13 protein-coding genes are annotated in these 12,215 nt (G+C 28.3%); 9 read left to right on the top strand and 4 right to left on the bottom strand.

Annotated features, from left to right (window positions below; translation table 11 throughout):
- Nucleotide 1: 1 nt before the first annotated feature.
- A complete protein-coding gene (fliP, locus tag L8X50_RS00520; protein ID WP_133318758.1) occupies nt 2-736 on the bottom strand; it encodes a flagellar type III secretion system pore protein FliP in 735 nt (244 codons plus the stop codon).
- Nucleotides 737-881: 145 nt separating this feature from the next.
- Nucleotides 882-1,997, bottom strand: a complete 1,116-nt coding sequence (locus tag L8X50_RS00515; protein WP_412175480.1) for an autotransporter outer membrane beta-barrel domain-containing protein — start codon at nt 1,995-1,997, stop codon at nt 882-884.
- Nucleotides 1,998-2,582: 585 nt separating this feature from the next.
- On the opposite strand from L8X50_RS00515, the gene glmU reads away from it, so the two are divergent.
- Genes glmU through truA form a run of 7 tightly spaced genes read left to right on the top strand, consistent with a single transcriptional unit; the run spans nt 2,583 to nt 8,824 of the window.
- On the top strand, nt 2,583-3,875 hold the full coding sequence (gene glmU / locus L8X50_RS00510) for a bifunctional UDP-N-acetylglucosamine diphosphorylase/glucosamine-1-phosphate N-acetyltransferase GlmU (RefSeq protein ID WP_263660101.1): 1,293 nt from the start codon (nt 2,583-2,585) through the stop codon (nt 3,873-3,875).
- Nucleotides 3,872-5,035: a bifunctional phosphopantothenoylcysteine decarboxylase/phosphopantothenate--cysteine ligase CoaBC gene (gene coaBC, locus L8X50_RS00505; protein ID WP_263660100.1), complete on the top strand. Its 1,164-nt coding sequence runs from the start codon at nt 3,872-3,874 to the stop codon at nt 5,033-5,035. Before glmU ends, coaBC begins: the two co-directional genes overlap by 4 nt.
- Nucleotides 5,032-5,652 carry a hypothetical protein gene (locus L8X50_RS00500; protein WP_047208387.1) on the top strand — a complete coding sequence of 207 codons (621 nt, stop codon included), beginning with the start codon at nt 5,032-5,034 and terminating at the stop codon, nt 5,650-5,652. Before coaBC ends, L8X50_RS00500 begins: the two co-directional genes overlap by 4 nt.
- A 1-nt stretch (nt 5,653) precedes the next feature.
- Nucleotides 5,654-6,322: a polyprenyl diphosphate synthase gene (uppS, locus tag L8X50_RS00495; protein WP_263659070.1), complete on the top strand. Its 669-nt coding sequence runs from the start codon at nt 5,654-5,656 to the stop codon at nt 6,320-6,322.
- A complete protein-coding gene (locus L8X50_RS00490) occupies nt 6,319-7,068 on the top strand; it encodes a prepilin peptidase (RefSeq protein WP_263660099.1) in 750 nt (249 codons plus the stop codon). The genes uppS and L8X50_RS00490 overlap by 4 nt, the downstream gene beginning before the upstream one ends.
- On the top strand, nt 7,065-8,090 hold the full coding sequence (locus L8X50_RS00485) for an LptF/LptG family permease (RefSeq protein WP_263660098.1): 1,026 nt from the start codon (nt 7,065-7,067) through the stop codon (nt 8,088-8,090). Before L8X50_RS00490 ends, L8X50_RS00485 begins: the two co-directional genes overlap by 4 nt.
- Complete coding sequence (gene truA, locus L8X50_RS00480; RefSeq protein WP_263660097.1) at nt 8,090-8,824, top strand: tRNA pseudouridine(38-40) synthase TruA; 735 nt, start codon at nt 8,090-8,092, stop codon at nt 8,822-8,824. The genes L8X50_RS00485 and truA overlap by 1 nt, the downstream gene beginning before the upstream one ends.
- Here the strand turns inward: truA and L8X50_RS00475 are convergent.
- Both L8X50_RS00475 and L8X50_RS00470 read right to left on the bottom strand, forming a co-directional pair.
- Nucleotides 8,778-9,656, bottom strand: a complete 879-nt coding sequence (locus L8X50_RS00475) for an EamA family transporter (protein ID WP_263660096.1) — start codon at nt 9,654-9,656, stop codon at nt 8,778-8,780. The genes truA and L8X50_RS00475 overlap by 47 nt on opposite strands.
- 1 nt (nt 9,657) lies before the next feature.
- A complete protein-coding gene (locus tag L8X50_RS00470) occupies nt 9,658-10,110 on the bottom strand; it encodes a methylated-DNA--[protein]-cysteine S-methyltransferase (protein WP_263660095.1) in 453 nt (150 codons plus the stop codon).
- A 108-nt stretch (nt 10,111-10,218) separates the two neighbouring features.
- Between L8X50_RS00470 and L8X50_RS00465 the strand changes: the two genes are divergently transcribed.
- Together L8X50_RS00465 and L8X50_RS00460 are read left to right on the top strand one after the other, a co-directional pair.
- The gene (locus tag L8X50_RS00465; RefSeq protein WP_412175055.1) at nt 10,219-11,466 is read left to right on the top strand and encodes an ankyrin repeat domain-containing protein; all 1,248 of its coding nucleotides are present in this window, start codon (nt 10,219-10,221) and stop codon (nt 11,464-11,466) included.
- Nucleotides 11,463-12,209: an SDR family NAD(P)-dependent oxidoreductase gene (locus L8X50_RS00460; protein ID WP_263659074.1), complete on the top strand. Its 747-nt coding sequence runs from the start codon at nt 11,463-11,465 to the stop codon at nt 12,207-12,209. Before L8X50_RS00465 ends, L8X50_RS00460 begins: the two co-directional genes overlap by 4 nt.
- Nucleotides 12,210-12,215 lie beyond the last annotated feature (6 nt).

Below are 12,215 nucleotides of genomic sequence, written 5' to 3'. Positions count from 1 at the left end.
GCTAAGTTAAAAAGCTTTTGACGAGATTTTGTATAAGCAAATTCCATCCATCTACCAAAACAAAAATAAGCAATTTAAAAGGCATGGAAATCATAACAGGTGGTAACATCATCATACCCATAGCCATTAGCACTGAGCTTACTACCATATCAATAACTAAAAATGGCAAGAAAAGTAAAAAGCCTATTTCAAAGGCAGTTTTGAGTTCACTTATCATAAAAGCAGGCACTAAAACCGTTAAAGGAACATCATCTATGGTTTTTGGATTTTCTAAATTTCTGATCCTATAAAAAAGTGCTAAGTCTTTTTCTCTGGTATTTTTTAACATGAAATCTTTAAAAGGTTTAACGCCTTTAGCAAAGGCTTCTTCATAGCCTATTTGTTCAGCAATATATGGTTTTATGCCTTCATTGTATGATTTTGTAGCAACAGGTTCCATAATAAAAAAAGTTAAAATCAAAGCTAGTGTCGCTAAGATGGTATTTGGAGGCATGGTTTGTGTGCCAAGAGCAGTTCTTAGAAAAGAAAAAACTACTATAAGTCTTAAAAATGAAGTCATTACAAAGATGATAGTTGGAGCAAGTGCTAGTATAGTTAAAACTATAATTATATTTAAAGTTGTTACGAGCTGTTGAGGGCTATTTGGGGCACTAAGGCTTAAATTTACAGTTGGTATAGTTGCTTCAGCGCCAAAAAGAGCTAGGCTTGATAAAAATAAAACTAGTAAAACCCTCAAAATATTTCCTTGGTTAAAATTAAAAGCATTATTTTAGCAATTTTACTCTTAAAAATGCAATTTATATGATTGAATTAATGGTTTATTTTTAAAATGCTAGAGTGAAAAACTCTAGCATTTAGGAGTTTCTCAAAAAATATTTTTTTTAGAATTTGTATTTAAAACCTACTTGACCACTTACATAAGTTTCATTTTTACCATCTGTTTTACCAGCTAGTATTTGTTTAGCTCCAACACCTGCATTTAAGCTAAATTGCTCACTAATATCTACATTTCCACCTATGATGATTTGTCCATAAGTTTTTTTCTTATCATTACCTTTGATGATAAAATTTGAATTTGATCCAACAAATCCAGCTACATAATCATCTCCATTATTCATTACATATTGTTCTATTTTTGGAGTGATAAATAAATATGATGTTTCGCTCATATATTTTCTAAATTCAGTACCAAGTTCTAAAGATATGGAATTATTTGTCATACTTTGAACATCTTTTGCAAACATACCACTTTCTTTATAACTTGGAGTGTGTGCGTAGTAGTAATTTATACCAGCAAAAGGCTTGATGAATAATGATGATGAATTTGGATTAAAAATTCTACCGGCATTAGCACTTAAACCAAAGAATTTACTATCAAAATCAGCCTTATTAGAATCATTTAACATTACAACACTTTGATCTGTTGGAGAAATTTGCCCGTAAGCTCTTAGATTAATTTCCCATTGATCGTTTGGATTAATTAAAGAATAAATACCAAATTGATAGTTATCTGATTTTTGTTCCATAACTCCATCTTTGATAGTTGAATCAGCATAAGTAAAGTAAAAACCAAGCAAAGCATTATCATTGATTTTTCTATCAGCACCTAGTGTAAATCCATATAAAGCACCACTATCTCCATCTATGATATTTGCACCACCAAAAACATTACCCCAAAAGCTATTATTAAATGAAGAATTTCCATAATAATTATAAACATCGCTTGCTAGTGCTGCTATATGGGTTGTAGCAAATTTTTCTACTAAAGCTTTATCTTGATAAGGATTTGAAAGTTTTGCTATTCTTGTTCCAATTGCTAGGTCATTTGCTACACCTATAGATGAATTAACAGAAGAATTTTGAGCATTATTTACTATAGCTTTTGCACTTGCTTTTGTATTTGTGGTAAGTGTGTTTAGATTTTTTCCTGTGGTATCTAGAGTGAGTGCTGCGATAGCATCATTGCTAAGTTTAGAATCTAAAATACTATTTAGCATATTTACAGCTAAATTTTTATTTTCTAAGCTAACATCTTTCATATTTTCAACTAAATCACTACCATCAAATTTTCCATCATTATCTTGTATATCTTGGATTTGTTGTTCTAATTTTTTAATTTGTTCTTGCAGTTCTTTTTCTGCTTGTGCTATGGCTTCAAGCATAGCATCATCGCCAATATATCCTGGTTTTTGGTAGGTTCCAAATCCAGAATTTTCTAAATTTTCATTTCTTTTAATATCTTCTTTTATATTATTAAAGCTATCTAAAGCTTCTTTTCTAATATCAATTTCAGATTTTAATATTTTTGATAAATCTCTTACATTTTCATTAGCACCACCGCTAATTAAAAGACTTTTGCCATCATTAGAAACACTAAGTTTATAATCTGTAAATTGAGCCAAATCAGTATCTTCAAAAAATTCATTTTTTGGAAGTAAATTTAAATTGAAAAAAGCATTATACCCCCCCCATAAATTTAAGTTTAAAGTAAATGAAAATCTGTAAAAAACAAATAACAACTAGTAAGAATTTTTACTTTAGCTTGTTAAAATAAGCAATAATTTTTAAAACAAAGGTAAATTATGAAAATTTCTGTGCTTATTTTGGCTGCTGGACTTGGCACGCGTATGAAATCACACAATCCAAAAGTGCTTCAAAAAATTTGCTCAAAAGCAATGATTTTACATATTTTAAAACAAGCATATAAAATTAGTGATGATGTATGTGTGGTGCTTTCTCATCAAAAAGAAAAGGTTGAACAAGTTGTTTTAGAGTATTTTCCAAATACACGCTTTTTAGAACAAGACTTGCAAAATTTTCCAGGTACTGCAGGGGCTTTAAGGGGTTATGAGAGTAAGCATGAAAAAGTATTGATTTTATGTGGCGATATGCCTTTAGTTAAAGCAGATGGTTTAGAAAAAATAGCTTTAAATGAGAGTGATTTTAATGTGGCAGTTTTTGAGGCAAAAGATCCAAAAAGTTATGGAAGAATAGTTTTAAAAGAAAATAAAATTCAAAAAATAGTAGAAACAAAAGATGCAAGCAAAGAAGAGCTTGCTATAAACATTTGCAATAGTGGTGTTTATGCTATAAAAGCACAAATTTTAAAAGAAGTATTGCCTTTGATAAAAAATGATAATAAAGCTAAAGAGTATTATTTAACCGATGCGGTTTATTTAGCAAAAGAAAAGGGCTATGAAATCGATGCGGTGTTTGTAAATGAGCAAGATTTTATGGGGGTAAATGATAAAATTGAGCTTTGCCTAGCTCAAGATCTTATGCAAGAAGCGATTAAAAAAGAATGGATGAAGCAAGGAGTGATTTTTCACATGCCTGCGACGACTTTTATTTCAGATGAAGTTGAGTTTGTAGGTGAGTGTGAAGTGTATGAAAATGTGCGTATAGAAGGAAAATCAAAAATCATTAATTCTATCATTAAAAGTTCAAGTGTGATTGAAGATAGTATAGTAGAAAATAGCGATGTAGGGCCTTTAGCGCATTTGCGTCCAAAATGCCAGCTTAAAAATACCCATATAGGAAATTTCGTAGAATGTAAAAATGCTTTATTAAATGGAGTTAAAGCAGGGCATTTGAGTTATTTAGGGGATTGTGAGATAGATGAGGGAACTAACATAGGTTGTGGCACTATCACTTGTAATTATGATGGGGTTAAAAAGCATAAGACCAAAATAGGTAAAAATGTTTTTGTGGGTTCAGATACGCAATTTATCGCTCCGGTTGAGATAAAAGATGAGGTAATCATCGCAGCAGGAAGCACCGTGTGTAAGGATGTAGAAAAAGGCTCTTTGTATATTAATAGAGCAAAGACGCAAATTATAGAAGATTTTTACTATAAAAAACTAGGTAAAAAATGAAAACAATCTTACTAGCAGTAAGTGGAAGCATAGCCTTTTATAAAGCTTATGAGCTGATTTCTTTATTAAAAAAAGAAGGCTTTAGGGTTAAAGTTTTGCTAAGTTTGGGAGTTTTAAAATTTGGCACTAAGCTTAGCTTTGAAGCTTTAGCGGATGAAATTTTATGTGAAGATAATGAAAGTTGGCAAAATACTAATAATCATATAGCTTTTAGCAAGACTTGCGATTGTGTGCTTTTTGCGCCTGCTAGTATAAATTCTATTAATAAATTAAACTATGGTATAGCAGATAATTTATTTATTCAAACTTTAATAGCAGTAGATAAAAATAAACCATTTTTAATCGCACCCGCTGCAAATACAAACATGTATTTACATTTTAGCACTCAAAATTCTTTAAAAAATTTAAAAGAGCAAGGTTATATTATCATTGATCCTATAGTTAAAACTCTAGCTTGTAAAGATGAGGGCTTAGGAGCTTTGGCTGAGCTTGATAGTATTATAAATGCTTTAAAAAGAAGTCTAATGCAAGAAGATTTTTTTAAAGATAAAAGTTTTGTTATAAGCGGTGGCGGTACTAAAGAAAAGATCGATGATGTAAGATGTATTAGTAATTTTTCAAGTGGAAAAATGGCAAAGGCGGTTGCTGATGCTTTATATTTTTTAGGTGCTAAGGTGGTGCTAGTTAGCTCAGTAGAGTTTAAAACACCTTATAAATTAGAAAAATTTGAATCTTCTTTAGAACTAAAAGAAAAATTGCAAAAATACAAAGATTTTGATGCTTTAATTATGGCTGCTGCTGTGAGTGATTTTACTCTAAAAGCTTATAAGGGGAAGATTAAGAAAAATGAGCATTTAAACGGACTTGATTTAAAATTAAAGCTTAATGAGGATATCTTAAAAAATTTAGATTTTAAAGGCAAAAAAATAGGCTTTAAAATGGAATTTGATGCGCAAAATGCTTTAGAAAATGCTAAAAAATCTTTAGTTAGTAAAAATTTAGATATGGTGTGTTTAAATGTCTTAAATGAGCAAATGAACTTTGGAAGTGATGAAAATAGCATTTGTTTTATCACTAAAGATAGCATCTCTCAAAGTTCTAAACAAAGCAAAGAAAAACTTGGTTTTATTTTAGCACAAGAATTAAGGAAACTTTGGTGAATATCATCAACTCAACCTTACCTGTAAGAATGCAAATTTTAGAAAAACGCGCATATAATCGCTATGTATTGCTTTTAAACACTAAAAAGCTTGAAACAAAAAGTATGATAGAGCTTGAAGTAGGGGAGGAGTATTTAGCTGAAGTTTATGAAGACAAAGGCGTGATTTCTTTTAAAAATCTTTTGAAAAAGCCTAAAATTAGACTTTTTGAAGAAGGGACTGAACTTATAGAAAAGCTTTTACAAGAAGGTGATGAAAAAGCTTGGTATAAAAAATTCATTATCCAAAGACTTATGGAAAGCAAAAGCGCATATGAGTTTGAAATTTATAAGGAAATGTTTTTTGCGTTTTTTGAAGGAATTTATCATATACCTTTTGTTTATGAGGGAAATAGAGCTTTATTTGAAGCTAAGAAAAATGGAAATATTTTAGAGGTGTATTTGTATTTTGAAATTTTTGGTGCTTTAAAAATTATAATTGATAATGGTAAAATCACACGCATACAAACACCTTTTGCCAAAGTAGCACATTTTTTAAACGAGTATTTTAAATTTGAAGTAGTTAATACGCTCAATCCTATGTTTGTTTTTAAAAGATTGATGGATATAAAGGGATAGAATGAATGAGTTAAAGCATCTTGCCGTAGTAATGGATGGTAATAGAAGATGGGCTAGAAAAAATGGACTTTTAGAAAAAATTGGCTATAGTCAAGGTGCTAAAGTTGTTGAAAAAATTATAGAAGTATGTATAGATGAAAAAATTCAAAATCTAACCCTTTATGCTTTTAGTACAGAAAATTGGCAAAGACCAAAAGAAGAAGTGGAGTTTCTTTTTAAACTATTAAATAAATATCTTGATGAATCTTTAAACAAATTTGTAGCTAATGAAGTGCGTTTTAAAGCTATAGGAAATTTAAGTCTTTTAGATGAATTAACCTTGAAAAAAATACAAAATTTTCAAGAACAAACTAAAAATTACACAAAATTATGCGTAAATTTAGCTATTTCTTATGGAAGCAAGGATGAAATAGTTAGAGCGGTTAAAAAGGTGATTGAAAAAAATCTTGAAATTAATGAAGCAAATATACAAGCTAATCTTGACTTAAGTGAAGATGTGGATTTGTTTTTAAGGGTAGGGAGCGCTAAAAGAATTTCAAATTTTTTATTATGGCAATCAAGTTATGCAGAAATTTATTTTAGTCAAACCTTATTTCCTGCACTTACTAAAAAAGAAATCACAAATATCATTACTGAGTTTAAAAAACGCAAAAGAACTTTTGGTAAATGATATTTTTATTTTTATTACTAGGGCTTTGTGTGGGTTCTTTTGTCAATGTTTTGATTTTAAGAACGATTAATAAAGAAAGTATAATAAGTCCAGGATCAAAATGCCCTAAGTGTTTTAAAACTTTGAAATTTTATCATCTTTTTCCTTTGTTATCTTTTGTATTTTTAAAAGGCAAATGTGCCTTTTGTAAAGAAAGAATTTCTTTGATTTATCCTTTTAATGAATTTATTTGTGCGTGTTTGTTTGTCTTTGCTTTTTATTTAATTGAAGATGTTTTTCAAATTTTAATTTTTGCTTGTATGCTAGCTGTATTATTAGCACTTTCTTGGATGGATTATTATCTAAAAGCAGTGAGTGAGCTATGGCTTTGGATTTTATTTATTTTAGCTTTTTGTTTTGATTTTTTGCAAAATGGTTTAAATTTAGAGGATTTTCAAGATAGCTTTTTATTTAGAGTGTGTTTTGGAGCGGGGTTAATTTTTATACTAAAAAGTGTGATTAATTTTATTAAAAATTTTAAAAAAAGAGATGAAATTTTAGAAAGTTTAGGGGAAGGTGATGTTATAATAATAGCTTTGATTTTTGGAATTTTTGGCTATGAAAAAGGCTTTTTGATTTTATTTATTGCAAGTTTTTTAAGTCTTTTGATGTTTATAAAAATAGCCAAGAAAGATTATCAAATGCCTATGATTCCTTTTTTATTTTGTGGAATTTTGATTAATCTAAGTATAGAAAGTATATTATGAAACTAGTTTATAAGTATTTGCTTAATCAGTTTTTAAGTACAATGTTATCTTTATTTTTTACTTTATTTATTATTGTTTCGATTATTTTTTTTATACAACTTGCTAAAATTACTGCTTATATTGAAATTACTTTTTTTGAATTAATCAAATTATATATTTTTCTTTTACCAAAGATATTAATTTTTACTCTACCCATATCTTTTTTCATAGCTTTGACTTTGGCCTTTTATAGGCTTTCTAGGGAAAATGAAAGCACAGTGTTATTTGCTTTGAGTATAGCTCCAAGCATGATAGCAAGTTTTTTTGCAAAAATTGCAGCTTTGGTAAGTGCTTTTATGCTTGTGGTGGTTTTGGTTTTTATACCTATATCTTTTGAACTTTTTGATAATTTTGTAGATTATAAAAAAATTAGTGCTAAAGTAAGTATAAAAACAGGGGAATTTGGACAAAGATATGGAGAATGGCTTGTTTTTATCGATGCCAAAAATTCTGATGAAACTTATAAAAATATCATAATGTATCATCCAAAGAAAAACCCACAAGATAAAGAACAAGTGATTTTAGCTAAAGAAGGAAAGTTAGAAACAAATGATGGTGTTATTACTTTTAAACTAGATGAAGGAAAAGCTTATGAGATTAAAGAAGAAGATTGGCATATTTCTAGTTTTAAAAATTTATTAATTAAAAGCAAACTTTCTTCTAAAGAATTAAATACTCAAAGTTTTTATGGGTATTGGTCTGATGTAACAAGCAATAAAGAAAAAGCAAAAGAATTTGTTATTTATATTCTTATAGCTTTATTTCCTTTAGCTAGCGTGCTTTTTGCACTCTCTTTTGGTATAGTAACTTATCGTTATGAAAAAGGTTTTGCTTATTTTGGAATTTTTGTGATTATTTTTGCTTATTTTATGCTTTTGATTAGTTTTTATAATCCTCCTTTTGTAGCTATTGCTGTGATTTTTTCAAGCTTTTTAATTACTTCTTTGTTTTATTTTAAAGCAAAAATTGCAAGTAAGTATTAATGCTTTTAAAATTAACTTTTTCTTATGATGGTTCTAAATTTCAAGGTTCAGCCACCCAGCCACATAAGCTTAGTGTTCAAGATACCTTAGCGCAGGCCTTGTCGCATTTGGGTATTTATGAAAAGCCTTTATTTGCTTCAAGAACTGATAAAGGTGTGCATGCATTTAATGCAGTCGCTTGCGTAAAAGCGGGAGAACATTTTAAAGATTTTGTATATTTAAAAAATAAAATCAATCATTTTGTACACCCATTTATACATATAAAGCATATCCAAAGAATGCAAGAAAATTTCCAAGTACGTTTTGATGTGCAAAAAAGAGCATATCGCTATATTATAAGTCATGGAAAATATAATCCCTTTTTAGCCTCATATGTGTATTTTTATCCAAAAATAAATATTAAATTAGCCAAGGAAATTGCTTTTTTATTTGAAGGAGAGCATAATTTTAAACTCTTTCAAAAAGAAGGCTCTGATAATAAAACAAGTATAAGAAAAATGTATAAAACTAGAGTTTATGCTTATAAAAATTACACTGTGTTTTATTTTGAAGCAAATGGTTTTTTAAGATCTCAAATTAGAATGATGATGGCAAGTATTTTAAAAGTATTAGAAGGAAAAATGAGCAAAAATGAGCTTTTAGATCAAATCAATGCCAAAAAAGCTCATTATAGATTTTTAGCTCCTGCTAGTGGTTTGTATTTGAGTAAGATTTCTTATTATAATAATGCATGATTTTTTTATGTATAAAAAATGAAAAAAGAATGATCAAGGTCCCTATGCAAAAAGGTAGTAGCTCTACATCTACTCCAAAAATACTCATATTGATAAAAATACTTATAGGTATAATGGCATTATTCATCAAAGCTAAAACCCCGCTATCTACTTCAGTAGAGCCTTTGTTCCATAAAAAATATCCAAATCCTGAAGCAATAGTCCCAAGATAAATCAAAGCTATCCAAGAACTTAAATTGGATGGTAAATTATTATAATCTCCAAAAAATAAAAAAGCAGGTAAGGTTATACTGGTTGCGCCTAAATAAAAATAAGCGAAAGCTTCTTTTTGATTTAAGTTTGTATTTTTTTCTAATAAAATTTTATAAAAACTTTGTCCAGCGCCAAATACTAAATTAGCTCCTTGAATAAGTAAAAAGCCATATAAAAAATTAGAGTTAATATTATCAAATTTAACTACAAAAGCACCTACAATACATATAAAAATACTTATAAAATATAAATATCTAAGATTTTTTGAAAAAAGCCCATAAAAAAGTACAACATAAAAAGGTGTAAAAATCGTAAAAAGTGCCACTTCGCTTACACTTAAATATAAAAAAGAATGATAATAAAATAAATTCATCACACCAAGTTGTAAAGCTCCAATGCTTATGAGTTTTAGTTTTAAATGCAAATTCAGCTTAAAATTTAAAAAAGGTAAAAATACTAATAAAGACAAAAAAACTTTTGCAAATGCAGCAAAAAAACTATCCATTTCTAAGGTTATAAAATGCCCAATTAATGGAAAAGAAAAAGCCCAAATAAAACTTGCTAGTAATAAACTTGGCATTTTAAAGCACACCTTCTAATTTAAGTAAAGCTTCTTTGATAAATAAACCACCATTGTATCCGCCTAAGTGATTTTTAGCTACCACTCTATGACAAGGTATAAAAATTGCAAGTTTGTTTTTAGAATTTGCATTACCTACCGCTCTAAAAGCTTTTGGATGATTGATAAAAGAAGCAATTTCTTGATATGTTTTAGTTTGTCCATAGGGAATTTTAATTAAAGCTTTATATACTTTTTGCTCAAATTCGCTCCCCTGAAGAGCTAGGGGTGTATTAAAGAAAAAAAGTTTTTTATTAAAATAAAGGTCTAACTCTTCTAAGGCTTGTTCTAAAATAGCGTGTTTATCTTTAGTAAAATTGGGCTTATATGTTATAAAATCAACATTGATAAGTTTATTTTCATTGCTCTGCAAAAGAATATAAGCAAAACTAGCTTTGTAAAAACTTTGATACATTTTTTCCTCATTTTAAAATAATCATTGTATGAATTTTAAATTAATTAATTGTTATTAAAGCAAAAATTTAGTTAAAATAGTGATTTAATTTATATCAAAGGAAAATATTTGAGGATTTTATTATTTAGTTTGATTATAAGTTTAAATGCATTAGCTTTAGATTACACTTGTGGGTATGTCAAAGAAAATAAGATGGATTTTTTTAAAGAGTTTAAACCACAAGTTTCTCAAGATTTTGCTCAAGTAGATTTAAATTGCGATTTTTCTTTAAAAAATAGTCAAATTACAAAAAGATTATATGAGCTTGCTAATGAAATTAGAGGAAGTAATAGTGCCTGTATGGGAGGGGAATATTTTAGCGATTTGAGAAAATTTGATTTTAAATTATTAGAAATTGCGCTTGATCCGCAAGTTTATCAAAAAACTTTACAAGATCCTATAATACTTGAAGAAAAATTTGCAAAATTAAAAGCTTATTTTAGATTTTGGGCTTATCAAAGTATAGGAAATTTTAAGCTCTTTAAGGAATTTTGGAAAGAATATAATAATGCGATTAATCCTTTAACAAAATATTTTCAAAACGAATTTAATCTAGATAAAGCAAGTGCTATTTACTTTGCTAGTAATGCTTTGAATGAATTTTTAAATTGGGCAGTTGGCGAGACTAAAATCTTTAAAGATATTTCGGACTTTGAAAAATTTGTGGCTAATAAAAACAACTCTTTAGAACAAATAAAAGAATATATTTATTCTAAAAAAATTAGCAATTTAGAATTAAATAATGGTTTTAAATCTGCTTTGTTAAACAATAGAGAAAGTCAAATTATAAGTGAGTTTATAAAATTAGGTGTAAAAATAAATGAAGGTTATGAGTCTGCTTTGTTTTTTGCATTAGATAGTGCAGATAATGTCAAGCTTTTATTAGAAAATGGGGCTATTATTGATTATAGAAATTCTTTTGGAAAAACACCTTTGTTTTATGCAGTTGAATACAACAATTATAAGGTTGCAAAAGTTTTATTAGAAAATGGAGCTAATGTAAATCAAAAATACATTAACGATAATGAAAAACTTTCTATTGCTAGTATGGGAAGTAATACGCCATATTTCATTACTTTATGTGCACTTGAGCATACTTCTAAAAATATTTTTATGCATGGAGCAAACTATGCAGATGTAAAAATGCTTAAGTTACTTATAGATTACAAAGCAAATTATAAAGAAATTGATGATTTGGGATTTAACGCTCTTGATTTTGCCATAATTGCAAAAAAAGAACAAAATATTAAATATCTAAAAAAACTTGGTTTAAAGGAAAATGAGAATTTGATGCTATATGAAGAGACACAACCATGAAAACTGCTTTAATAACTGGAGTAAGTTCAGGTTTTGGACTAGAGAGTTTAAAAGCTTTAATAGAACTTGATTATAAAGTTATAGCTATAGCAAGACGCAAAGATAGATTAGAAAAACTACAAGAGCTTTATGGGGATAAAATTTATCCCATAGAACTTGATGTTAGAGATAAACAAGCAGTTTTTGCATCAATTGAAAATTTACCTCAAGATTTTGGCAATATTTCTTTGCTTATTAACAACGCAGGTCTTGCTTTAGGTTTAAATGAATTTGATTCTTTGGATATTGAAGATATTGAAGCCATGGTAGATACTAATATCAAAGGCTTTTTATATGTAGCAAGAGCTGCTTTACCTTTACTTAGAAAAGTAAAAAATGCCCACATAATTAATCTTGGCTCAATTGCAGCTAATGTACCTTATTATGGAGGTAATGTTTATTGTGGTACGAAAGCTTTTGTGGCACAATTTTCTAAAGCTTTAAGAACGGATTTGCGCGGAAGCAATATAAAAGTAACAAATATTGCTCCAGGGCTTTGTAAAACTGAATTTAGTGAAGTGAGATTTAAAGGTGATATTAAAAAAGCTGATGAGGTTTATGAAAATACTAAATATATCAAAGCTGAAGATATAGCAAAAATTATTACTTTTATCATTAGCTTACCTGAGCATATTAATATTAATGAAATAGAGCTTATGCCTGTGACTCAAACATGGGCGGGAACTTTTAGCGAAAAAATATAAAAACTT

The sequence above is a fragment of the Campylobacter sp. CNRCH_2013_0898h genome (genome assembly GCF_025772965.1).
GTDB classification, from domain to species: Bacteria; Campylobacterota; Campylobacteria; order Campylobacterales; family Campylobacteraceae; genus Campylobacter_D; species Campylobacter_D lari_D.
This window is presented reverse-complemented; position numbering and strand designations above follow the sequence as displayed.

Coding starts and splice junctions, on each gene's coding strand:
- L8X50_RS00515 (WP_412175480.1), bottom strand. CDS start 1,997: ATGCTAAATAGTATTTTAGATTCTAAACTTAGCAATGATGCTATCGCA.
- glmU (WP_263660101.1), top strand. CDS start 2,583: ATGAAAATTTCTGTGCTTATTTTGGCTGCTGGACTTGGCACGCGTATG.
- coaBC (WP_263660100.1), top strand. CDS start 3,872: ATGAAAACAATCTTACTAGCAGTAAGTGGAAGCATAGCCTTTTATAAA.
- uppS (WP_263659070.1), top strand. CDS start 5,654: ATGAATGAGTTAAAGCATCTTGCCGTAGTAATGGATGGTAATAGAAGA.
- L8X50_RS00490 (WP_263660099.1), top strand. CDS start 6,319: ATGATATTTTTATTTTTATTACTAGGGCTTTGTGTGGGTTCTTTTGTC.
- L8X50_RS00485 (WP_263660098.1), top strand. CDS start 7,065: ATGAAACTAGTTTATAAGTATTTGCTTAATCAGTTTTTAAGTACAATG.
- truA (WP_263660097.1), top strand. CDS start 8,090: ATGCTTTTAAAATTAACTTTTTCTTATGATGGTTCTAAATTTCAAGGT.
- L8X50_RS00475 (WP_263660096.1), bottom strand. CDS start 9,656: ATGCCAAGTTTATTACTAGCAAGTTTTATTTGGGCTTTTTCTTTTCCA.
- L8X50_RS00470 (WP_263660095.1), bottom strand. CDS start 10,110: ATGTATCAAAGTTTTTACAAAGCTAGTTTTGCTTATATTCTTTTGCAG.
- L8X50_RS00460 (WP_263659074.1), top strand. CDS start 11,463: ATGAAAACTGCTTTAATAACTGGAGTAAGTTCAGGTTTTGGACTAGAG.